This window comes from Streptomyces sp. bgisy027 (assembly GCF_057710365.1).
In genome coordinates this window covers 1-22,939 of the sequence record NZ_JBYIVZ010000073.1, presented here as the reverse complement: position 1 = coordinate 22,939, position 22,939 = coordinate 1, and the positions used below count along the sequence as shown (strand labels likewise).

Here is a 22,939-nt window from a genome sequence, read left to right as displayed (position 1 = left end):
GGGCGGCCCGGCGGTCCGGCCGCTCGGCGATGTTGGAACGGAACGGTGACAAACGCGCGGCGCCGACACGCCTGGCCTTGTGGTTAATATGCGCCGATGCGCGCGGCTGACGCGCGGGGGAGCGGGCCGGACCTGGCCCGGGGAGGGGAGTACGACTTGAACGTGCGGCCGATATCGGGGGCGTCGGTTGACGCGCGCGGAGGGCGCGGGCGAACCGGCCTTGCGGCACTGGCCGGCGTCCTGCTGATCGCCGTCACCGCGTGCGGCGGGGGCGGCGGATCGGACACGGGTGCCGGGGACGGCAAGGGCGTGGACTCCACTACGGCGGAGTCCAGGAAGTCCCGGGCGGTCGTGACCATAGCGCCGGGCGACGGCGCCAAGTCCGTCGACACCAGCGGTGCGCTGAAGGTGACCGCGGCCAAGGGCAAGCTGACGGACGTCGAGGTCAAGGACGCCAAGGGCAACGCGATAGACGGGAAGATATCCGGCGACGGCGGCACGTGGACTCCGTCCACGCACCTCGCCGCCGCGACGAAGTACACGGTGCACGCGGTCGCCAAGGACGCCGACGGTCTGGAGGCCGCCAAGGAGGCCGACTTCACCACCCTGACGCCGAAGAACACCTTCATCGGCCGGTTCACGCCGGAGGACGGTTCGAAGGTCGGCGTCGGAATGCCGTTCTCCCTGCGCTTCGACCGGGGCATCACCAACCCCGAGGACGTCGAGAAGGCGATCACCGTCAAGACCGAGCCGGCGGTCGAGGTCGCGGGCCACTGGTTCGGCAACGACCGCCTCGACTTCCGTCCCGAGAAGTACTGGAAGTCCGGCACGAAGGTCACCGTCGAGCTCAACCTCGACGGCGTCGAGGGCCGTGACGGCGTCTACGGCGAGCAGAACAAGAAGGTCTCCTTCACGATCGGTCGCAACCAGGTCTCGGTCGTCGACGTGAAGACCAAGAAGATGAAGGTCACCCAGGACGGCAAGGTCGTCAGGACCATCCCCGTCACCACCGGCAAGCCCGGGTACGACACCTGGAACGGCCAGATGGTCATGACCGAGAAGTTCGTCGAGACCCGGATGAACGGCGACACGGTCGGCTACGACGGCGAGTACGACATCGAGGACGTGCCGCACGCCACCCGTCTGACCGACTCGGGCACCTTCATCCACGGCAACTACTGGGGCGGCGGCGCCTTCGGCAACTACAACGCCAGCCACGGCTGCATCGGCCTGCGCGACGTCAAGGGCGCGTGGGACAAGAGCACCCCGGCCGCGTGGTTCTTCAACCACTCGATGATCGGCGACGTGGTGGTCGTGAAGAACTCCGCCGACGCGACGGTCGCGCCGGAGAACGGCCTCAACGGCTGGAACATGTCCTGGGAGAAGTGGAAGGCGTAACTCCGCCCTTGCGGACACACGGCCCCGGCGCTCAGCCTCGATGTGAGGTACGGCACCGGGGCCGTGGCCGTTAGTCCCCGTTAACCTGCTCGCATGACCGTGAATCTCGAAGTCGCCGAAGGTGTCGGTACCCTCCGTCTCGACCGCCCGCCCATGAACGCGCTGGACGTCGCCACCCAGGACAGGCTCAAGGAGCTGGCCGAGGAGGCGACCCGGCGTGACGACGTGCGGGCCGTGGTGATCTACGGCGGGGAGAAGGTGTTCGCGGCGGGCGCGGACATCAAGGAGATGCAGGCCATGGACCACACGGCGATGGTCCTGCGCGCCCGGGGCCTCCAGGAGTCGTTCACCGCGGTGGCCCGGATCCCGAAGCCGGTCGTGGCCGCCGTGACCGGCTACGCGCTCGGCGGCGGCTGCGAGTTGGCGCTGTGCGCGGACTTCCGCATCGCCGCTGACAACGCCAAGCTGGGCCAGCCGGAGATCCTGCTCGGCCTGATCCCGGGTGCCGGCGGCACCCAGCGGCTGGCCCGGCTGATCGGCCCGTCCAAGGCGAAGGACCTGATCTTCACGGGCCGTATGGTGAAGGCCGACGAGGCGCGGGAGCTGGGCCTCGTGGACCGTGTCGTCGCCGCGGACGAGGTCTACGCCGAGGCGCACGCCTGGGCCGCGAAGCTGGCGCAGGGGCCGGCGATCGCGCTGCGCGCGGCGAAGGAGTCGATCGACACGGGCCTGGAGACGGACATCGAGACGGGCCTCGCCGTCGAGCGCGGCTGGTTCGCCGGGCTGTTCGCGACGGAGGACCGGGAGCGGGGCATGCGGAGCTTCGTCGAGGAGGGGCCGGGCAAGGCCAAGTTCCTCTGAATCTCACATCTGAAACTCGCCCGAGCCACTTGCAATTGACGCGGTGTCTGATCCGGGTCCCTCGATGGGGCGGTTTATGGCAGCCTTAAGGCAACCTTAAGGCTGCCTTGTCGAGGGAGCCCGTCGATTGCCTCCAGCGGCCCCTTCGTCGCAGGTCGGACGGGCTGTCAAGGACTCTGAACTGCCATCGGCATATGCCAACGGGCCGGTGCGGAATGAGGTCTTCCGGGGGGTGTATTCCTCCGGAACGGCCCCGGAGGGCCGCGCGGGCGGCCATGATGGGGGCATGGCGGGGCTGGAGGGTGTCGAACACCCGCGGGGAAACGGCCGTGCGACTGCGGCGCGCTGGTCGCCGGCGGTCGAGGACGAAGCTGCCTCAAAGGCGCTGGAGTTGTTCGGTAATCCTACGGAGGCGGAAGTTCCGCTCCCGTCCCGACCGGAATCCGCCGCGACCGCGCGCCGGCTCGCGCAAGTGGTGGTTCTGCGCCAGTGGGGCCTCACCCCCAAGATGACCGAGGACGCGGTCCTGCTCGTCTCGGAGCTCGTCGGCAACGCCGTCCGCCACACCGGCGCCCGTGTCTTCGGCCTGCGGATGCGACGCCGCCGGGGCTGGATCCGGATCGAGGTCCGCGACCCGTCCCGCGGTCTGCCCTGTCTGATGCCGGTCCAGGAGATGGACATCAGCGGCCGGGGCCTGTTCCTGGTCGACAAGCTCTCCGACCGCTGGGGCGTGGACCTGCTGCCGCGCGGCAAGACGACGTGGTTCGAGATGAGGGTGGCGGACCGCTAGGGCCTCCCGCGCCAAGGTGACTCCGGGTCAGGCCGCGGCGACCCGCGGCAGGGGCCAATCGGGTAAATGGCATGGTTTTCGGCGTAATACTCATTAAATAGTGCGGCGCCCCCACCCCGCCGCACCGGAAGAACTGCCGATGAACCACACCTACCGCACCCTCCTCGCCGGCCTGGCCCTCCTCGCGCTCGCCGCCTGCGGCACCGCCTCCCCCAAGGGCGAGGGCCGCGCCGAGACGCCCCGCGGCACCCAGGCCGCCGTCCCCGCCCCGGTGAAGGACGAGCCCGTCAAGGGCCTGGCCGGCATGCCGCCCGTCCTCGACCCGAAGGACGTCTACGCCGCCGACCGCCCCAACCGGCTCTCCCCGGTCGTCAAGGACTTCCCGTCCCGCGTCTACGTCCCGAACAGCGAGTCCGACACCGTCTCCGTCATCGACCCGAAGACGTACGAGGTCATCGAGACCATCCCCGTCGGCCGCCAGCCCCAGCACGTCGTCCCGTCCTGGGACCTGAAGACCCTCTGGGTCAACAACAACCGCGGCCACACCCTCACCCCCATCGACCCGAGGACCGGCAAGGCGGGAGAGGTGGTGGAGGTCCACGACCCCTACAACCTCTACTTCACCCCCAACGGCAAGTACGCCGTGGTCATGGCCTCGCTCGACCGCGAACTCGTCTTCCGCGACCCCCACACCATGAAGCGGATCAGAACCGAACCGGTCACCTGCTACGGCGTCAACCACGCCGACTTCTCCCTCGACGGCCGCTACTTCATCGTCTCCTGCGAGTTCAGCGGCGAACTGCTGAAGGTCGACACCGAGAGGATGAAGGTCGTCGCCCAGCAGAAGCTCCCCTTCGACGGCGCCATGCCGCAGGACGTCAAGGTCTCCCCGGACGGCAAGCGGTTCTACATCGCCGACATGATGGCCGACGGCATGTGGGTGCTGGACGGCGACAAGTTCGACACCCCGGAGCTCCTGCCCACCGGCAAGGGCACCCACGGCCTCTACGTCAGCCGCGACTCACGCGAGATGTACGTCTCCAACCGCGGCGAGGGCACCGTCTCCGTCTTCGACTTCACCCGGAACAGGCTGACCCGGAAGTGGCGCCTCCCCGAGGGCGGCAGCCCCGACATGGGCGGCGTCTCCGCCGACGGCAAGGTGCTGTGGCTCTCCGGCCGCTACGACTCCGAGGTGTACGCCATCGACACCCGCACCGGCGCCGAACTCGCCCGCATCCAGGTCGGCGAGGGCCCGCACGGCCTCGCCGTGTACCCGCAGCCGGGCCGCTACTCCCTCGGCCACACCGGCATCTTCCGCTAGCCGCCGACTGGCTGAACGCCCTTCACCGACCCTCGTCCCCTACCGGGTGTGCAGCAGCAACTCCGCGCCCACCGGCCGATAGCCCGCCGCCTGGAACGTCCGCGCACTGCGGGCGTTCCCCGGCGTGACCTGCGCCCACAGCGGTTCCGTGACGAGATGCCGGGCCGCGGTCACCAGCAGGCGTCCCAGCCCCTGGTGCCGTAGCCCCTCGTCCACCTCCACCGAGACCTCCAGCCGCCCGGCGACGCCGCGTCCCGTCACCAGCACCCCGCCGTCCGCCGCCCACGCGCGCACGTCGTCGCGCCGCCGTCGGGCACAGCCGACGCGGGAGTGCCCGGCGTCCTCGATCTCCCTCAGCGCGAGCGGCGGCGTGCCCGGCAGCGGTTCCGCGACCAGGACCGCGTCCACGGTCTCGGCCCCGCGCCCCGTCCGCTCCATCAAGGCCGCCAGGAAGCGCGGGTTCATCGGCGCGGCCGGCGCGTCGCAGTCCACCTCGCGCAGGGTGTCGTACACCCACGCCGGGTCCTCGTCGGTGAGGACGACGGAGTGCGCGGTGAAGGCGAGGACACCCGCGTCGCGCCGGGAGGGCTGGGGGAGGACCGTCGTACGGCCGTCCGCGGGCGGGAAGACGCCCCGCGCCACCGAGTCGAGAATGTCCCGCAGGGTTTCCGCCACGCCGCCTGTCCCTCGTCCCGCTCCTTGAGTCCGCGCCCACCGGAAGGCCCACACTCGCAGACATGATCGCCGACGGCGCGGCAGCCGGTCACTCGCTTCTGAAGGGCCGCGGGCCCGAGTCGGCGTACCGCGCGGAGTCCGCCGGGCGGTCGCCGCACTGGAGGCGTGCGGGGGCGGTTAATCTGACCGCGGCTAATGTGACCTGCGGCAGCAGGCCGGCACAGACACGACAGACGCGAGTAGACGCGAGTAGAGGGGCGGACCGGTGGCGCACATCGACATCGAGGAAGCACGCAAGCAGTTCGAGCGCATCGATGCGGACGGTGACGGCACCATCACCGCCGCCGAGTTCAAGACCGCCCTCGCTCAGGGCGGCGACTGGAACGTCACCGAGGCCGTCGCCGAGGCGATCATCAAGAGCCGTGACCTCAACGGCGACAAGCTCCTGTCCTTCGACGAGTTCTGGGGCTTCCTGAACAAGTAGCACATCCATGAAGGGGCGCCCTCCTCCCGGGGAAGGCGCCCCTTCAGGCGTTCTCGGCCCACTCCCGCAGCGCTGCCTTGCTGGAGAACTGCGCGACGTTCTTGTCCAGCGGGTCGTCCGTGTACTGGTGGAAGCGCCACTTCGCCTGGATGCGGGGCTTGCCCGCCGTCACGTAGTCGGCGATCCAGAGACCGTCGCCGGCGTAGGAGGTGGTGTCGACGTTGAGCCAGTAGTGACGGTTGCAGTAGAGGACGACCGGGTTGTTCGGGCGCTTCTCTCTCAACTTGCGGATGAAGAGGTCCTTCTCCGCGTTGCTGGCGTGAGTGCCCTCGCTCGTGGTCTCCCAGTCGACGGCGAGGATGTCGCCCGCCTTCTCGGGGGCCTTGCTGACGAAGTAGTCGGCCTGGGCGGAGAGGTTGCCGGGCCAGAGGAAGTGGTAGAAGCCGACGACCAGGCCGGCGTCACGGGCGCGTTTCGTCTGGGCGGCGAGTTTGGGGTTGATGTAGGAGCGCCCCTCCGTCGCCTTGATGAAGACGAAGGAGAGGCCGTCGGTGTCGTAGGACGAGGACTGGTACGCGCTCACGTCGATCCCGCGCAGCATGGGGGGACTCCCTGATGTACCGGTGGGGGGGACAGGAGTTGGACTGGGTGTATGCCCCACCGTGGCGCGGTTGACGCGTTCCTGACGTGGAAGGGGCAACATTCGATGATGCTGACCGCCGGCCCTCCGCGCGCCGTCTCCTCGTACTTGGCCGCCATGAGAGCGCCTTTGCACGACCAGCCGCCCGACCTGCGGCAGGGGTATCTCGCGGGTCCTACACCCCTCGGGGAGTGAGAATACGGGGCGTCCCTTGATGCCCACTTGAGCTGGCGCCGCACCTGGAAGCCGGTCAGAACCGTCTCGCCCACCGGCGGCACCATGTGGCGCTCCAGCTCCCGCTGGACACCTGAAAGCCCCCCGTCGCCCTGGACTCGGACGAGTACGGCACCCCGCGAGTCGGCCAGGCGGCCTGGTGGGGCGCGCGACCTGCATCTTCGCTCGATCAGGGGGGCATGCCTGGCCATGCTCACGTCATCTCCACCCGCCCCCACTGGATCGCGGCTCATGACGATGGATAGGCTCCAATGGAAGATCACTTTTGATGCGATGGGGTGCCCGTGGCGGGTATCCCGTCGGCCACGGGGGTAGCAGTGAGTTCCGACTTCGACGACATACGTCCGGTGTCCGCGCCGAACACCGGGGTGGATCCACGCATATCCGTGCCGACCGCGCCCGCCACTGGCGTGGACCCGCGTACGGCGTACCGGATGTCGGCCTCGCCCGCGCGCGCCGACGTGCGCGACCTCGATCCTGCGCCGCGCGCGACCACGGGCGGCGGCCACGACGGTGGAGACATCCGGCTCATGTCGGCCGGGGGCGGCGCCGGCGGCGTACAGACGAACGGCATGTCCGGCGTCCAGGACCCGGCCGCCCTCAACCGCGCGGGTCAGGCCTCCACGGAGATGGCGAGCGTGGTGCGGAGTCACGGGCACGTCGGCAGCGATGAACGCATGTGGGGTGCGGTCGGCGCCCTGAGCGGCGACCTGTGGGGCGGACAACTGGGCGTGGAGCTCAGCAGGACGATGGAGAGCTGGGACAGGCAGGCAACGAAGCTGCAGAAGCTCTGCCAGGAGATCGGAACGCGGTGTACCACGACCGCGGGGAACTACACGCGCACGGAGTCGGCGAACGAGCAGGAGATGAACGCCGTCCGCAGCTCTCTTTCCGACTTCAACTGACAGGACCAGCCCGGTGATCGCCTACGAACAGCTCTACCACCTCGACGTCGACGGCATCCGGAACGCCGTCGACTCCTGGAGCGAGTACATCCGCCGCTACGACTCCATGGGCGAGGCCTACGACCAGCAGGTCGTCACGAACTTCGACCAGGCCGGCTGGACCAGCCTCGACGGCACCGCCCTGTACGCCCGGAGCCAGATCGTCATGGCGAACAAGGAGTTCATCGACGCGGTGACCGAGGCCAAGGGCATCCGCGCCGTCCTCCAGGACGCCTACGACGAGCTGAGGAAGTACAAGAGCGACCTGCACCAGCTCAAGGACGACGCCAAGAGCGACAACATCACCATTACCGCCACCGGCCAGGTGACGCTGACCCAGCCGGATCCCGACGGCGACAAGCCGGTCCTCCCGGGTGGTGCGCTGGCGCCGCTCGGGCCCTCCGTCAACCAGCTCAAGATCGAGTTCTGGGAGGCGAAGATCGCGGTCGTCCTCGCTGCTGCCGACAACGCCGACATCTCTGCTTCGCACGCCCTGCGGCGCAACACCGGCAAGGGCGGCGACGAGGGCTTCAACGACAAGACCGTCAAGTCCGTCGACCAGGACGAGGCCCAGCAGGCGTCCAAGCTGCTGAAGAAGTACGAGAACGGCGAGAAGCTCTCTCCCGCCGAACTCAACGAGCTCGACCGTCTGATGAGCCACAACCAGAAGGACCCCGAGTTCAGCCGGATGCTCCTCAAGGACCTCGGCCCTGAGGGCACGCTGCGCCTGGCTGAGGACCTGGAGCACGAACGGGGCGGCGACGGTGCGAACAAGGACAAGTACAACGACATCCAGCGCGCCTTGGCCAACAACATCGCCACCGCCAACCAGGACAAGGCGTTCTCCGACCAGTGGCGGGCGGACATGCGCGCGCTCGGGACCGAGCCGACGGGCGGCGACCACTCCCAGCCCTACGGGTACCAGACGCTGACCACCCTGCTGAAGCACGGTGACACCGCCGACTATCCACCACGGCTCACCACCGGCCTGACCGACGACATCATCGCCGCCGAGAAGAAGCATCCGGGTATCTGGGACGAAGGCAAGGTTGTCCCTTACGGCGACGACCCCGAGCCGCAGGCTGTGGTGGATCCGGTCGACGACATGCTCGGCATCATGAGCGGCGATCCCGACACGGCCACGAAGTACCTCGACCCGGAGCAGGACGGCAGCAAGGACCGTCTCAAGTACCTCCTCGACGACCGGCACTGGCCCAACGTCCATGTCCGGGAGGACTCCCAGGGAGCGGCTCAGGGAACCCCCCTGGACGAGTACGACCAGGATGCCACCAACTCCCGTACCGGCCTCGGCTCTGTCCTGGAAGCCGCCACCACGGGCGGGCAGCCGGGTGAGGAGAAGACCAGGTATGAGGGGCACACCGAGGGCCAGGCGCGGGTCATGCAGGAAACGATCCAGCGCCTGGACAACTACGGACACGGCGGCGGCGACGAGATCCCCGAGAACATGCAGACGCCGTTGGCCCGCGCCCTCTCGGACTACACCCCGGACACCCACAACATCATCGCCGGCACGCAGGACGGCTACGTCGATCCGAACGGCCGCAAGAACATCCTCGGCAGCGGCGACGACGCCCACATCGCCGTGCCCGAGCGCAGCGTGATCCGTGTCCTGCGGGGCGTGTCGGAGGATCCCGAGAACTACGCCCAGATCTACGAGTCGGAGCGTTTCTACGCGGCGGACCAGATGGCCCGCGCCGACAAGGAGCCGGGTAACGGCAACGAGAACTGGGAGGTTCCCGCCGTGGACGCGGGCAACGTGCTCGGCGCGTACAACGCGATCGGGTCCGATGCGTACCTGGACGCCCGGGACGAGAAGAAGCAGTGGGCCGACGACGCCGCCAAGAGCGTCTACCACGGAGCGGGCCTGCCGCTCACGGCGGTGCCCTGGGTCGGTGACGGCGCACAGCGCATGCTCGATCAGGAGACCTACGACTGGTCGAAGGATGTCAAGGCGGTCGCCGATGCCCGGGCGAACGATCAGACCGCCGCAGAGAAGGCGGATGGAGTCGGCAGCACCCAGGACCTGATCACCCGCTGGGACCGTGACCGCTCTCAGTCCGGACAGGCACCCGACGACCGGATCGTCCAGCAGATGCGGCAGCAGACTGAGCAGGGCTACATCACTTCACGCGAGTCCGCCTTCGAGGACCTCAGGGGACGGCACTGATGAGTACGGCACTGATGAACACCCCTGACCAGGCCGGCAAGCGCCGCCGGGGACGGGCGCCGCGCGTCGCGTCGGTGATACTCGCTGGGCTCGCAGTGACGGCAGGCGCCCTCTACTTCACCGGCATGTACGGCAGTGGGACGGAGGACGCGCCGCCGGCGCAGCTCTGCGACGGACTGGTGCAACGGGACGACCGCGATCTGCAATGGCTCCTGGGGGCACGCGAGCCGTCTGCCGCCGATGTCATCACCGACCGCACCTCGGACGAGCCACGAGAGTGTGACTTCTCGCCCAGGGCGAGTGGCACAGGCGTCCGCTACGAGGAACTGGACATCACCGTCAGCCGGAGCGCGGGCAGCAGGTACCTCCTCCTGGAGCTCGGGCGTCAGCAGTCGGACAACGCGGCATTCACGGTGTCTCCCATCGGTAACGGCTGGCGTGGTGTGCTCCATACCGATCCGGGCGCCTCCCGGGCAACCGTGGTGATGCTCTGTGAGGGTGACGAACCGAGCGACCTCACGGTGAACCTGACGGGTCGCCCGGCGGGCTACGAAGGCAAAGACCCCACCGACGAGCAGCGCGCCCGGCTCGCCCGGCTGACCTCCCGTATCGCTGTGCGTGCCGCGCAACAGGCCGGCTGCAAGGCCCCGCACGGCGACACGATCGACACAGTGGCCGACCCCATACCCAGTCCCGTCGACAACACGGAGCCAGAGGCGGTGCCGTCCGGCAAGGCGACCGGTACATGCGAGGGCGTCCCCGCCCCCACCCTCGAGACCAGGGCCGACCCGCTCGCTCCCATCGAGGACTGCGTGGTCATCGGCAAGGCAGGCAAGCCCGCCTCCCGCCTGGCCGCCTACTACGGCCCCTTCGTCCGGGACGGATACGCGGCGACGTACAAGCGCGGTGACAGCGGCAGGTTCTCGGGACCGGCGGGCGGGGCGGACGGCGTCTATTGGGCCAGTGCGAAGTGCCCCGCCCAGGGCGGCACCGCCTTCTTCACCTCGGAGACCCTGTACACCGGCGACGGCCACACCTCGCCGGATCCCGACCTTCAGCAGTCGGCGTTGCAGCGGTTCGCCGAACGGTCCGCGAAGGCGCACGGGTGTGAGGCGCCGGTGTTCAGCGAATAGCACACGACTCGAACAACATGGCCCTCGGGGACGGGCGGCACGGTGGCGGTCGGCTGCACCCTCGTCGCGCCACCGAGCGGACACGGATTGCGGCACCCTTGGCACCGCCATGCGGGACGCCACGCCCGGCCCGACTCCCGGGCGGCACACGCCGGCTCAGGCCCGTGCCATGAAGGCGGGCTTCTCGCTGCGGCGAGGACGTCGAGCGACGCCTGGCCCAGCGCATCCGGTGGCGCGCGCTGGGGCCCGGCCGTGGGGCCGGACGGCTGCTGTGGATGTGCGAACGGATGGCCACCGCCCCGCTCGCGCCCGATCTCGTTCCCCGGATGTGGCGCGCGGCCCGCGCCCCTGGCGTCGACGCCCCCGACTGGAGCGGGACGACACCTCCGGGCGACTGCGCCCTGCCCCCGGACCGCTACCGCGCGCTGCTCGCGGAGCGCGCCACCGGCGTCCACCTGGACCTGCGGGAGGACGACGGCGCGGTCCGGGTGGCGGCGCCGCCGGGCTCGGTGATCCGGTTGTGGAACGGGTCGACGACCACCCTGCACAGCGGCGACGGCGAGGCGACCACCTTGCTCCTGCCGCCCGACGACCCGTCGGACAACTCGCCCGGCAACAGCGGGGCGGCCGTCTTCACCAGGGGTGGTGACCGGCTGGGGACGGGGTGGCTCGGGGCGTACGCGGCGATCCGCCGCTGAGCCGGCCGCAGAGAGGGTCCCTACGAGGGCCACCGCCTGGCACGGAGCGTGAAACGGGCGCACGGTAGCACAGGTGGCATGGGCCGGGGAGCGGCTCACACGCACCGATCGGGGTGCGGCAGACTGGTGTGGATCCGGTGGTACACGTCCGGCGGGACGTGTACCGGCCGAAGCGGGGGAGAAGGGAAGCCCACAGTTCCGTGAGCGACGAGTTCGACGTCCCGGAGTCCGATGCCGCGGACCCCGTCGACGATGCCGCGTTCGGTATCGACGCGTTCTCCCTCGACGACCGGCTGCGGCTGTTCCACTTCGCCGCCGCCGAGAAGCGCCACGAGTACCTGTGGCTGCTGCGGGCCTTCGACCGCGGACGCGCCAACTACCAGGTGCTGCTGCACGCTTCGGACGCGGTGGGCCTGCTGGAGCGGCTCGCCGTCGACCATCCCGCGGCGGGCGCCGTCGGTGGGTCGGCCGGTGTGCAGCCTCTGCTCGACGCGCTCGCGGAGTGGCAGGTGCTGGACCGGTCGTACGACGGGACGCGCGCCGCGAACCTCGCCGAGTACCGCAATCGGCACTACGTGTACCAGTTCACCCAGGCCGGATACCGGGCCTACCGGGCCGTGGAGGACGTGCTCGGCGCGAGCCTGGAGGATGCCCAGCTCTCCCGTCTCGTCTTCCCCGACATCCTCGGCGACCTGCGCGCGCTGGCCGACGCCAACACCGCGGGCGACGGCGAGGAGGTGTACCGCAAGCTCGGCCGTCTCGACTCCGTGCTCAACGAGATGGCGCAGCGCGCCGCCCGCTTCTACCTCATGCTGGGCGACCTGGCGCGCACCAACGACACGCGGCCCGAGGTGTTCCTCGCCCACAAGGACACGCTCCTCGCGCACATGCGGGAATTCACCGCCGAGCTCGGGCGTTACGCCCCGCTGCTCGCCGAGGCGGTCGAGAAGGCCGCGGCCACCGGCGTGGACCGGATGATCGAGTACGCGGCCGAGGCCGACGAACGGCTCTTCCGCAGTCCCGCCGAGCGCCTCGCGGACTGGCGGCACCGGTGGGACGGCATCGTCCACTGGTTCGCGGAGCGCGAGCACAGCGAGACCGAGCGGCTGCAGGACGCCACCGTCACCGCGATCCGCTCCGTCCTCGCCCTGCTGCGCCGCGTCACCGAGGCCCGTCGGGGCGGGGTGAGCCGGGAGAGCCAACTGCGACATCTCGCCCAGTGGTTCACCTCCTGCGAGAGCGACGAGGACGCGCACGCCCTGTTCCAGGCCGTCTTCGGGCTCGGCGCGCCCCGCCATATCGCCGTGCCGTACGCCGACCCCGAGCAGATCCCGGGGCGTACCTCCTGGTGGGATGCCGAGCCGGTCGAGCTGGCCCGCACCCTCGTCCAGTCCGGCCGCACCCCCGCCCTGCACGGCCCCGGCCGCATCGAACGCGACGACGACCGGCGGGCGTTGCTCCGCGCCGAGCAGCTCAAGAAGCAGGCCGAGCGGCGGGACGCCGCGCACTCCCTCGCCTCGGACGGCGTGTACGGCCGGACCCTCGACGAGCCCGAGACGCGCGCCCTGCTCGCCCTCCTCGACGTGGCGCTCGCCGCCCGTGTCCCCGCCAGCCGCCGGGTCACCGCCGCCTCCGGCTCCGCCCACGGGGTACGGCTGACCCTCACGCCCGCCGAGGGATCCACCACCGTCGACACCGTGCGCGGCCGTCTCCATCTCGACGGGCTGCGGCTGGAGGTCACCACATGAGCCAGGTCGCCGCAAGCAGTGGTGTCGTGATCGAGGCCGCCGCATGAGCCGTGTCGCCGAAGGCGTCTCGCCGCTCGAACTCGCCGACTACCAGAAGGCGGTACGGCTCGTCCTGCGGCACCCTCTGATCACGTCCGGGTACCCGGACAGGGCGGCGCTGGCGACCGTGCGCCGCTGGGCCGATCAACTGCGCACCGACCTGATGGACGTGCTCGGGTACCGGCTCGTCACCACTGCCGACACCGCCCGCCTCCAGCGCGCCCAGGACGGCCTGGACGCCACCCGCCCGGCCCTCACCCGCGCGGGCCGCCCCTTCGACCGGCGCCGCTACGCCTACCTCGTCCTCACTCTCGCGGCCCTCGGCCGCCACGGCGCGCAGGTGGCGCTGGGCGAGCTGGCCGACGCGGTCGCCGCCGACGCCGTACGCATCGACGGGCTCGGCCTCGACACCGCCCGCAAACCCGACCGGGACGCCTTCGTCGACGCCGTCACCTGGCTCACCGAACGCGGCGCGCTCACCCTCGCCGACGGCTCCGCCACCGCCTGGGCCGGCGATCCCGAGCGTGCCGAGGCCCTGTACGACATCGACCGCGAGATCCTCCTCGCCGTCCACCATCCGACCCGCGTGCTCCAGCACCTGACCTCGGTCACCGCGCTGCTGGACTCCTCCGGCGCGCTGGGCATGTCCGCGAGCCGTGCCGCCCAGCGCCGTGACCAGGCCCGCCGCGCCCGGCGGCTGGTGCTGGAGAACCCGGTCGCGTACTACGCCGACGCCGACACCGAACTCCTGGGCCAGCTGCGGGCCCCCGCCCTCGCCGAGGACCTGGAGCGGCTGACCGGGCTGACGGTGGAGCGGCGGGCCGAGGGGGTGGCGCTCGTCGACACCTCCGGCAGACTGTCCGACCTCCGCTTCCCCGGCGGCGGAACCGTCGCGCAGGCCGCGCTGCTCCTCGCCGCCCGGATCAGCGCCGCCGTCCAGCGCTCCGGACGGCACGCCCTCGACCTGCTGCCCGCGCCCACCGCAGCCGAACGCCTCGCGGCCCGCGCCCGGCGCATCGACGCGGCCCTCCCGTCGCGAGGGCTGATCGCCGGACTCGCCGAGCCGGACCAGGAGTCGGCGTACGAGGCGTCCGGTGACGAGGGGGAGGCGCCGGGGGAGACCCGGTACCCCTTCGTCACCGACTCCTGGCTCCGGGGCAGGCTCAAGGAGATCACCGCCGAGTACGGCGCGGGCTTCGCCGCCGACCTGCGCGGCGACCCGGACCGGCTGCTCGGCCAGGCGCTCGACCTGCTGGCCGCGATGTCGCTGATCACCCGGGTCGACGGCGGGGCCCTCGCGCTGCCTCTGCTGGCGCGGTACCGGGGGGTCACGGCCCGTGTGAAGACCCGAACGGCAGCACAACCGCCCGCCCAGACCGCCCTGTTCGCCGACGACCCCGCCGCCGACACAGTCAACGAGACCGCCAAGGACCCGACTCCGTGAGCACCTCCGCTCCCACCCAGTCCCCCACCCCCTCAGCCCGCTACGTCCCCACCCGCGCCGGGATCATCAACCTGTGGGACTACCGGGACGAGGAGTTCTCCTTCGCCGGTGGCTGGCTGGTGCTGCGCGGCCCCAACGGATCGGGTAAGACCAAGGCCCTCGAAGTCCTCTTCCCGTTCGTCCTCGACGGCCGTATCGACCCCAAGCGGCTCAACCCGTTCGCCGCCGAGGACCGCACCATGAAGTCCAACCTGCTCTTCCGAGGGCAGGACAGCGCGCTCGGCTACGTCTGGATCGAGTTCACCCACCGGGAAACGGGGGAGGCCGTCACCTGCGGTATCGGGCTGCATGCCCAGCGGCACCGCGACGCACCCGCTCGCTGGCACTTCGTCGCCGAAGGCCGCGTCGGCGAGGACTTCTCCCTCCTCACCCACGACGACCGGCCGATGACGAGGAAGCAGCTCGCCGCCGAGCTCGGACGCGAGCTGATCGCTTCCACGGCCGACTACCGCGCCGCCGTCGACGAGCGCCTGTTCGGCCTCGGCCCGGAGCGGTACGAGCAACTGCTCACCCTGATCCTCACGTTGCGCCGCCCGCAGCTCGCCAAGAACCTCGACCCGGCCAGGCTCTCCGACACCCTCACCGCGGGTCTGCGCCCGCTCGACGTCGACCTGATCGCCGAGGCGGCCCGCTCCTTCGACGACATGGAGTCCGTGCAGCGCACCCTGGAGGGGCTGGCCGCCGCCGACGACGCCACCCGAGCCTTCCTCGCGAGCTACTCCACCTATCTGCGGGTCCATGCCCGCGCCGCCGCGGACCGGCTCACCGCCCGGCGCGCCGAGACCGCCGAGCGGGCCGCCGCCCTGCGCACCGCCGCGGCGGACCTGGCGGCGGCCCGCGAGGCGCAGGCCGCCGCGGAGACGCGCGCCGAGTCGGCCGACGCCTCGCTCGCCGCCCAGCGTGCCCGTCTGGACCAGCTGCGCTCCTCCGCCGCCTACCAGGCAGTCGAGCAACTGGCCGACCTGGAGCGGCTGGTGCGTACCTGCGAGCAGACCGCCCGGCAGGCCACCGCCGAGCGTGAGCGCCGTACGGCAGCCACCGGCCGCGCCCGCGCCGAGGCCGAACACGCCGCGCGGATCGCCGCCGAACTCGACGCCGCCGTCTCCCGCGATGCCGCCGCCGTCGCCGACCACGCCCACACCGCTGGCCTGCCCTGGACCCCGGCCGACGCCGAGCCCGCCCGGCTCGCCGAACGCTCCGCCGCGCTCGCCGCCGCCCGCCACGAGGGCGTCCGGGCCGTGCGCGCCGCCCAGCAGGCCGCACGCGGCGCCGAGCAGACCCGCGACCTCGCCCGGGTCTCCCTTGACCGCGCGCAGGAGGCCGTCACCACGGCCGAAACCGCCGAAGCCGGTGCCGAGGCGGCCCTCGAATCCGCCCGCGACGAGGCCCGCACGGCGCTCGGCCGGTGGACGGAAGGACACGGCACGCTGCTGGCCGAGGAGGATGCCCGTCGGCTCGCCGAAGCCCTCGAACTCACCGGCGAGGCCGACGCGGTCACGCTCGGCGACGCCTTCACCGAGGCCACCGCGCCCGCCGTACAGGACCTGCGCGACACCCTCGCCGCCCTGCGCGCCCGGCACACGGATGTCGAGCGCCGCCGCGCCGACACGGAGGTCGAACGCGACCGGATCGCCGCCGAGCACGACGATGCCCCGCCGCCGGCCCGTGGTCGCACCGCAGACCGGTCACCGGGGGACGGGGTTCCGCTGTGGCGGCTCGTCGACTTCGACGACGAACTGACGGACCGTCAACGAGCGGATCTGGAAGCTGCGTTGGAGGCGTCGGGTCTCCTCGACGCGCTCGTCACCGCCGAGGACACCCCCGTGGCGGCCGGGCACAGCGAGGGCTACCTCCGGGCCGGGGCCCCGGTGAACGGCCCGAGCCTCGCCGACCTCCTGCGGCCCGACAACCCCGGGAACCGGCGGGGCGCCGCGGCGCTCCCGACCGCCGCCCGCATCACCGCCGTCCTGCGCTCCGTCGCCGTCAGCGGCGACCCCGGCGCCGGGACACCGCGGATCGGCCCCGACGGCCGGTACGCGGCCGGTGTCCTGGTCGGCGCCCACACCAAGGAGCACGCCGAGTACGTCGGCGCCACCGCCCGCGCCCGTCGGCGCGCCGCCCGGATCGCCGCCTGCGAGGCGCTTCTGGCCGAACTCCTGGCTCAGCAGGGCGAGTTGGCGCACGCCCAGGCCCGTACGGACGCCGCCCTCGACGCGTACGCCGCCGCCCGCGCCGAACTGCCCCGCACCACCGGCATCACCGAGGCGCTGCGCGAGCTCGACCGGGCCGCGGCGCGGCTGCGGGCCACCCGTGACGCCGCCGACGTCGCCCGGGGCGCGTACGACGAGTCGGTGGCCGCCTGCTCGGTCGCCGAGCGTGCCCTGCGCCGCACAGCGGCCGAGCACACCATCGAGACCGAGCGCGTCGACGCCGTCGAGACCGCCACCCGCGCCTTCCAGACGGCGGTCCGTGAACTGGGCGCCCGCCGCCGCGAGCACGCCCGCCAGACCGATGCCGCACAGGCAGCCGCCGACCGGCTCACCGCCGCCGCCGAGGACGAGGAGGCGGCGGCGGACGCCGAGCGCGCGGCGCGCCGTCGGCACGCGGAGGAGGCCGCGGGACTCGAGGCCCTCCAGGATGCCGTCGGGGCCGAGGCACAGGAGGTGATGCGCCAGGTGCAGGAGACCGAGGACGGCATCGACGCTCTGGTGGGGGAGGCCGAGGCGGCCCGCACCGCCCAGCACGCCGCGATCGCGGGCACCGCCGCGGCCGAGGCCCGCCGTACGGCTGCCGCCGAGGCCGGGGCGGTCGCCGCGGCGGAGGAGAAGGGCACCGCCCGCTCCCTGCGCCCGTACGCCGCCCCGGAACTCCTCGACATCCTGCGCTGCCCGCAGGGTCTGGCCTGGCCCGCCCAGGAGGCCGACTGGACCGGCGAGGCACTCCCGCCGGCCGTGGTCGCCGTGCACGAGGCGATTCTCTCCGCGACCCGTGACCTTACCCCCACCGAGACCAGCCTCAAGCAGTCCGTCACCCGCCTGACCAAGGCCCTGGACGACCTCCAGGCGCAACTCGCCGCCGCGGGGCAGGACTACCGGCCCGAATGGGACGGCTCCGACGGCGTCATCCTCGTCCGCGTGGCCGACGAAGAGGGCCCGCTGCCCGTCGCCGCCTTCGCCCAGAAGATCTCCGCCCACCGCCGTGACCAGGCCGAACTGCTCTCCGAGTCCGAGCAGCGCATCCTGGAGGACGCCCTGCTCACCCGGCTCGCCCAGCAGATCCACGACCGTACCGTCGACGCCCGCGATCTGATCCGGCGGATGAACACCGACATGCGCGAGCGGCAGATGTCCTCGGGGACGACGGTCGGCGTGAGCTGGCTGCTCGCCGACCACCTCGACGACGAACAGCGTGCCGTCTGCGCCCTCCTCGACGCCGACGCCGCCCGCCTCGGCCCCGACGGACTCGCCCGGGTGCGCACGCACTTCGCCGCACAGATCAAGTCCGCCCGCGCCCGCCACCGCGACCAGCCCTACCGCGAACTGCTCGCCGACGTCCTCGACTACCGGCGCTGGCGGCTCTTCGCCTTCCAGCTCGTTCGCCCCGACAAGAGCGAGGAGAGGCTCACCCGCGCCCGGCACAGCCGGCTGTCGGGCGGTGAGCAGTCCGTGTCGCTGCACCTGCCGCTGTTCGCCGCCGCGCACGCCATGCTCAACTCCGCCCACCCGCACGCCCCGCGCCTGCTCGCCCTCGACGAGGCCTTCGCCGGCGTGGACGACACCGGGCGCGGCGAACTCATGTCGCTGGCCGCGCAGTTCGACCTCGACCTGTTCATGACCGGCTACGACCTGTGGGCCGCCCACGCCTCCGTGTCCGCCGCGGCCCACTACGACCTGGCGCACAGCGCCGTCGACCACACCGTCTCGGCGCTGCTGCTCGTCTGGGACGGCGACCGGCTCCTCGCCGACGACACCGGTGACCTCACCGCCGCCCTCGGCTCGCCCGGCACCCGGCGCGTCCCGACGCCCGAGGAGGCCGCGGTTGTCCACTGAGCGCGAGCCGTCGGCGTACGACGAGCTGCGGGGCGAGGGATGGACCCGGCTGCTCGCCGCCGCCCGCCGCCGGCTGGAGCGCACCGGCGGCGCGCTCGACGGCGACATCGGGCTCACGAGCCCCAGCGAGGCCGAGCGCCGCACCGTCATCGGTGTCACCGGCCGCTACCGGCCCGAGACCGCCAAGCGTCTCGCCGTACCCCTGAGTGATCTGGACGGATACCTGTACGACTGCTACGGCACCGGCCTCCTCCAGACGCTCGGCCGTCTCCACGGGCCGCTGCGGGACCGGCCCGCCGAACGGGCCGAAGAGGTAGCGCGCCGCGACGACGCCCTGAAGTCGGCCCACTCCAGCCGGCTCGGCGGGCAGGGCTGGTTCGCCGTCTGGCTGGACCGGATCGCCGCCGACGGCACCCTCACCCGCCTCGTACGCCGGGGAGACGCGCCTCTCCTCGACGCGGCGGTACGTGTCCTGGAAAGGCTGACCGGTGACGGGGACCGCTCCGCGGGCTTCCCGAACGACCGCTCTGCGGGCTTGCCGAACCGGGTCCCCGGCCTCCTGCCGCTCCCGGTCCTGGCCGAGTGGGCCACCGGCGACACCAAGGCCCTTGTGCCCGGCGCCCCGCTGGAGCAGCTCGTCCTGCGGGCCCTCGCCCAGCGCACCGGCGGCGGCTCGGAGGTACCACGTGACCGGGCCGGGCGGCGCGCCCTGTGGGAGAGCACCGGCGCCATCGCGGACGACCTCGCCAGCCAGGTCCTCGTCCTCAACATCGGCGCCAGGGGCGACACCGTCGTCTGCGACTGGCTGCGTGACGCCGCCGGCTTCGGCATACCTTTCCGGCTCACCCTCCACCAACTCGCCACCGACCCCGTCGTCCCCGCCGCCCGCACCCTCTTCGTCTGCGAGAACCCGGCCGTCCTGCGCGCCGCCGCCGGCGAACTCCAGGACACCGCCGCCGCCCTGGTCTGCACCGAGGGTGTCCCGTCCGCCGCCTGCCACAAACTGCTCGGCGACGCCGTACGCGCGGGAGCCCGGCTGCACTGGCGCGCCGACTTCGACTGGACCGGCCTGCGCATCACCGCGGACGCCGTGGCCCGCCACGCTGCCCACCCCTGGCGGATGACCGCCGCCGACTACACGGCAGCCCTCGGCGAGGGCGGGTCAACACCGCTCGCGGGACCGCCCGCGGCCAGCCCCTGGGACCCCGGACTGGCCCTCGCGATGGAGGCGTCGGGCAGCACGGTCATGGAGGAACGCCTCCTGCCCGCGCTCCTGTCCGACCTCACCCATGCCTGAACCGGCGTCCGGTGGCCGACTCGATCCGTCGATCCGAGCACGTCGAAGGGCATGCACCGGCGAGCCGGCGCTGGTACCCGAGCCCGTGGACGAGATTCAGTTCGATCGCGTTCGTCACCTCGCGCTCGCGCCCCGCGTTACTCGGCGGGCGGTTTTCAGCGTGTGTCGGTGTCCGGTTCGGGCACCGGAAGTTCGTCGAGGTCGAGGGTGAAGGTGCGGCCGTCGGCCAGGGGGATGGGGAGCTTGCCCGTGCCGTATGCGCGGGTGTGGGCGGTGCTGTAGCCGTTCGCGGTGGGTTCGGTGTGCAGGACGACTTCCCGGGCGTAGGGGTCCACGACGAGGTAGACGGGGATGCCGTACCGGCCGTACTTCGCGGTGCAGTCGTCGTAGTCCTTGCGTGCCGAGGACGTGGAGACGACCTCCGAGATCAACAGGACGTCCTCGAAGCTGTAGCGCTTGCCCTCCTTGCGCGCGTCCTCGCGCAGGATGGCCAGGTCGGGGGCGGAGTTCTCGTCGGCGGGGAAGTCGATGCAGACGTCCGAGGTGACCTTCGCGTGACGGCCGAGGGCGAGAGAGTCGATCTGCAACGACCTGATCGTGCTGGAGTGCTCTTCGCTCTGCGGGGTCATGATGATCTTTGCGTCGGCGGCGAAGAACACCACGTATCCCGCGGGGAACTCGGTGTGCGTGATCGCGTCGACACTCATGGACGGTGCTCCTTCCCGTGTGCCGTCATGATACGGCGGACAGAGCCGTCCCACGGGTGGACTTCCGTGGCGTGCGCGCACCACAGAGGGAACCGGTCCGCATGAGCGGACGCCGTGACGCGGGGCGTGAGCTGGGCCTGCAGGTGTTCGGACCCAACAGCCGGCGTTGGGTGACTTCCAGGGGCGGCGGGCACCTTCCGGATGGCCATGGAGTGGCGGGACGTCTTTGGACATTGCGGTACGAGGTACCGGCGTCCGGTACGACGCATATGGTTTGATCAGGCACAACGGCATCTGGCGGCATCAGTCGTCACCAGGGCCGGGCGGGCTGGATGAGCACCGGGTCCGCCGCTGTCCCGCCTGGGCCCGCCGGGTCACCCCCGCGATGTCGGCCCACGCCTTCCTCGCCGTCGTCCGCGCCGACGAACGCGCACACCGGCCCACGTCGGACGACGTGATCCCGTTTGTCCTGCGGCGAGATCTGCCGCCTGTTCATCGCGCTCGTCGTCCGGCCTGCCCGCGACACGGCCCACTCACTTGCCTGGTCCGACTGGCGCGGCCGCCCACCAGGCACGATCCCGCACCGGTCACTACCGGAGGCGAGCCGCATCCCTCACATCAAGGTCACGAACTACGGCTGGAGTGGTCAGTGGCAGTGGCCTTGATGTCCAGTGCATGGGGGGCTTTGTCCGAGTCGGACAACTCGACGATTCGAGACCCCCGTGCTTCGGGAGTACCCAATCCGGTGGCCGCTCGGTGGCCGGAGGCCTTTGGACGGGGCAGTGTGAAGTAGCAGAGGGCAACCTGCGGCAAGTGCTCTGATCAGGCACGACAGCACTCGGCGGCATCACGCGGTGGAGAGTTTTTCGGCGATGACGGTGGCGAGTGGGTAGCCGAGGATCTGGAAGCTGTCCGTCGTGAGTTGCTGCGGGTAGTCGATGATCCTGGGGCCCGGGGTGACGGGGTCGCCGAAGCTGATATCGAGTTGGAGCTTGAGTCGTGCTCGGGCGATGCAGGCGGCCATGGACAGGCGCAGACCGTGGTACTCGTCCTCCTCGCGAATGGGGACGGTCTTGAGCGTCGCGGGATCGAATACGACTCCGTCGTCGCTCTCGGTGGCGGCGATGGCCGCGACCCTGTGGATGATCTCGGTTTCGGTGCCTGGGAACGAGCGGCCGAGGATGTCGATGCCGCGGGTCATTCGACGTGCGCCGAACTGGGCGAGCAGCAGGCCACCCTCGAGGACGAAGTGTTCCCGGCCGAGGTGCGATGCGGCCAGGCGGTAGAGGAACCGTTCGAGGACGTACTCGACCATGACCTCGTCCGTGGACCGGCTGTTGCGGCGGGCCAGGTTGCGCAGGTTGTTGTAGACGTGGCCGGCGGTGGTGTCGCGGGTGGGGTTGGCCGTCAGGCGAGCACCGCTTCTACGGCGGGGCGGATGACGGAGAGAGCGTCCAACTCGCGTGCGATGTGCTGGAGTTCGCCAACCCCGCCGCGTCCGCTTCGGCGCAGGTGGCGGCCGAGCGCGGAGAGGGCGAGGGGCTCGCCGATGCGGCTGCGGTGGCGCATCGCGTCGACGACGCTGCGGGCTGCGTTGTACACGGGGATGCTCTCTCCCGGGGCTGCTTCGAACCGCGTCCATGTATCGAATGGAACCCCTCAGGTTGACCCAGGGGATCGATTTCATACGTCCAGTGGTGGGCGAGCGGTGTATCCGGCGTTGATCACATACCGCGAACCCGCAGGTCAAGAGCCCCTTCCATGGGGACTGCCCAGGGATTTTTCAGGGACTTTCACGTCTGCCTCAGGGAGTCTCCAGGGACTTTCAGCCGTGCAAGAAGGGAAGGCCCCGACAGCGCTGAAAGAAACGAATGCGCTGGTCAGGGCCCATCCCCTCAGCACTCGATGATGTTCACCGCCAGCCCGCCCCGCGCCGTCTCCTTGTACTTCACCGACATGTCGGCGCCCGTGTCCTTCATGGTCTTGATGACCTTGTCCAGGGACACCTTGTGGGAGCCGTCGCCGCGCATCGCCATGCGGGCGGCGGTGACCGCCTTCACCGCGGCCATGCCGTTGCGTTCGATGCAGGGGATCTGGACGAGGCCGCCGACGGGGTCGCAGGTGAGGCCGAGGTTGTGCTCCATGCCGATCTCGGCGGCGTTCTCGACCTGTTCGGGGCTGCCGCCGAGCACTTCGGCGAGGGCGCCGGCCGCCATGGAGCAGGCGGAA

General features: G+C 71.2%; 19 protein-coding genes and 1 pseudogene. 14 read left to right on the top strand and 6 right to left on the bottom strand.

Annotated features, from left to right (window positions below; all coding sequences use genetic code 11):
• Nucleotides 1–156 precede the first annotated feature (156 nt).
• From AC3ETA_RS43500 to AC3ETA_RS43485, 4 genes are all read left to right on the top strand, one after another.
• Entirely contained in the window at nt 157–1,398 is a 1,242-nt protein-coding gene (locus AC3ETA_RS43500) for a L,D-transpeptidase (protein WP_432198452.1), read from the top strand.
• A gap of 93 nt (nt 1,399–1,491) precedes the next feature.
• Nucleotides 1,492–2,259: an enoyl-CoA hydratase/isomerase family protein gene (locus tag AC3ETA_RS43495; RefSeq protein WP_432198439.1), complete on the top strand. Its 768-nt coding sequence runs from the start codon at nt 1,492–1,494 to the stop codon at nt 2,257–2,259.
• A 286-nt stretch (nt 2,260–2,545) separates the two neighbouring features.
• Complete coding sequence (locus tag AC3ETA_RS43490; protein ID WP_147993852.1) at nt 2,546–3,049, top strand: ATP-binding protein; 504 nt, start codon at nt 2,546–2,548, stop codon at nt 3,047–3,049.
• 139 nt (nt 3,050–3,188) lie between these two features.
• On the top strand, nt 3,189–4,370 hold the full coding sequence (locus tag AC3ETA_RS43485) for a YncE family protein (protein WP_432198438.1): 1,182 nt from the start codon (nt 3,189–3,191) through the stop codon (nt 4,368–4,370).
• Nucleotides 4,371–4,409: 39 nt separating this feature from the next.
• Here the strand turns inward: AC3ETA_RS43485 and AC3ETA_RS43480 are convergent, their stop codons facing one another.
• The gene (locus AC3ETA_RS43480) at nt 4,410–5,045 is read right to left on the bottom strand and encodes a GNAT family N-acetyltransferase (protein WP_432198437.1); all 636 of its coding nucleotides are present in this window, start codon (nt 5,043–5,045) and stop codon (nt 4,410–4,412) included.
• A 265-nt stretch (nt 5,046–5,310) separates the two neighbouring features.
• Between AC3ETA_RS43480 and AC3ETA_RS43475 the strand changes: the two genes are divergently transcribed.
• The gene (locus AC3ETA_RS43475; RefSeq protein ID WP_432198436.1) at nt 5,311–5,529 is read left to right on the top strand and encodes an EF-hand domain-containing protein; all 219 of its coding nucleotides are present in this window, start codon (nt 5,311–5,313) and stop codon (nt 5,527–5,529) included.
• A gap of 43 nt (nt 5,530–5,572) precedes the next feature.
• Here AC3ETA_RS43475 and AC3ETA_RS43470 read toward each other — a convergent pair whose 3' ends face one another.
• Nucleotides 5,573–6,130 carry a glycoside hydrolase family 25 protein gene (locus AC3ETA_RS43470; RefSeq protein ID WP_432198435.1) on the bottom strand — a complete coding sequence of 186 codons (558 nt, stop codon included), beginning with the start codon at nt 6,128–6,130 and terminating at the stop codon, nt 5,573–5,575.
• Between the two features lie 590 nt (nt 6,131–6,720).
• Between AC3ETA_RS43470 and AC3ETA_RS43465 the strand changes: the two genes are divergently transcribed.
• The 8 genes from AC3ETA_RS43465 (at nt 6,721) to AC3ETA_RS43430 (ending at nt 20,003) form a co-directional block, all read left to right on the top strand.
• Nucleotides 6,721–7,308: a WXG100 family type VII secretion target gene (locus AC3ETA_RS43465; protein ID WP_432198434.1), complete on the top strand. Its 588-nt coding sequence runs from the start codon at nt 6,721–6,723 to the stop codon at nt 7,306–7,308.
• A 13-nt stretch (nt 7,309–7,321) separates the two neighbouring features.
• Complete coding sequence (locus AC3ETA_RS43460) at nt 7,322–9,535, top strand: hypothetical protein (protein ID WP_432198433.1); 2,214 nt, start codon at nt 7,322–7,324, stop codon at nt 9,533–9,535.
• Complete coding sequence (locus AC3ETA_RS43455; protein WP_432198432.1) at nt 9,535–10,668, top strand: hypothetical protein; 1,134 nt, start codon at nt 9,535–9,537, stop codon at nt 10,666–10,668. Before AC3ETA_RS43460 ends, AC3ETA_RS43455 begins: the two co-directional genes overlap by 1 nt.
• Nucleotides 10,669–10,955: 287 nt before the next feature.
• Nucleotides 10,956–11,366: a hypothetical protein gene (locus AC3ETA_RS43450; protein WP_432198431.1), complete on the top strand. Its 411-nt coding sequence runs from the start codon at nt 10,956–10,958 to the stop codon at nt 11,364–11,366.
• Nucleotides 11,367–11,566: 200 nt separating this feature from the next.
• On the top strand, nt 11,567–13,114 hold the full coding sequence (locus AC3ETA_RS43445; protein WP_432198430.1) for a TIGR02677 family protein: 1,548 nt from the start codon (nt 11,567–11,569) through the stop codon (nt 13,112–13,114).
• A 43-nt stretch (nt 13,115–13,157) separates the two neighbouring features.
• Entirely contained in the window at nt 13,158–14,597 is a 1,440-nt protein-coding gene (locus tag AC3ETA_RS43440) for a TIGR02678 family protein (RefSeq protein WP_432198429.1), read from the top strand.
• Nucleotides 14,594–18,706 carry a TIGR02680 family protein gene (locus AC3ETA_RS43435; protein ID WP_432198428.1) on the top strand — a complete coding sequence of 1,371 codons (4,113 nt, stop codon included), beginning with the start codon at nt 14,594–14,596 and terminating at the stop codon, nt 18,704–18,706. Before AC3ETA_RS43440 ends, AC3ETA_RS43435 begins: the two co-directional genes overlap by 4 nt.
• Nucleotides 18,696–20,003 carry a TIGR02679 family protein gene (locus tag AC3ETA_RS43430; protein WP_432198427.1) on the top strand — a complete coding sequence of 436 codons (1,308 nt, stop codon included), beginning with the start codon at nt 18,696–18,698 and terminating at the stop codon, nt 20,001–20,003. The genes AC3ETA_RS43435 and AC3ETA_RS43430 overlap by 11 nt, the downstream gene beginning before the upstream one ends.
• Nucleotides 20,004–20,158: 155 nt before the next feature.
• On the opposite strand, the gene AC3ETA_RS43425 is transcribed toward AC3ETA_RS43430, so the two are convergent.
• The gene (locus AC3ETA_RS43425; RefSeq protein WP_432198426.1) at nt 20,159–20,710 is read right to left on the bottom strand and encodes a Uma2 family endonuclease; all 552 of its coding nucleotides are present in this window, start codon (nt 20,708–20,710) and stop codon (nt 20,159–20,161) included.
• 304 nt (nt 20,711–21,014) lie between these two features.
• Between AC3ETA_RS43425 and AC3ETA_RS43420 the strand changes: the two are divergent.
• Nucleotides 21,015–21,319, top strand: a pseudogene (locus tag AC3ETA_RS43420) (IS701 family transposase); the annotation flags it as partial.
• Between the two features lie 238 nt (nt 21,320–21,557).
• Here AC3ETA_RS43420 and AC3ETA_RS43415 read toward each other — a convergent pair.
• The 3 genes from AC3ETA_RS43415 to AC3ETA_RS43405 all read right to left on the bottom strand — a co-directional run.
• The gene (locus AC3ETA_RS43415) at nt 21,558–22,025 is read right to left on the bottom strand and encodes a nucleotidyl transferase AbiEii/AbiGii toxin family protein (protein ID WP_432198425.1); all 468 of its coding nucleotides are present in this window, start codon (nt 22,023–22,025) and stop codon (nt 21,558–21,560) included.
• Nucleotides 22,026–22,117: 92 nt separating this feature from the next.
• Entirely contained in the window at nt 22,118–22,312 is a 195-nt protein-coding gene (locus AC3ETA_RS43410) for a hypothetical protein (protein WP_432198424.1), read from the bottom strand.
• A gap of 293 nt (nt 22,313–22,605) precedes the next feature.
• The coding region (locus tag AC3ETA_RS43405) for an L-serine ammonia-lyase, iron-sulfur-dependent, subunit alpha (protein ID WP_432198423.1) at nt 22,606–22,939 on the bottom strand (334 nt) is incomplete at its 5' end.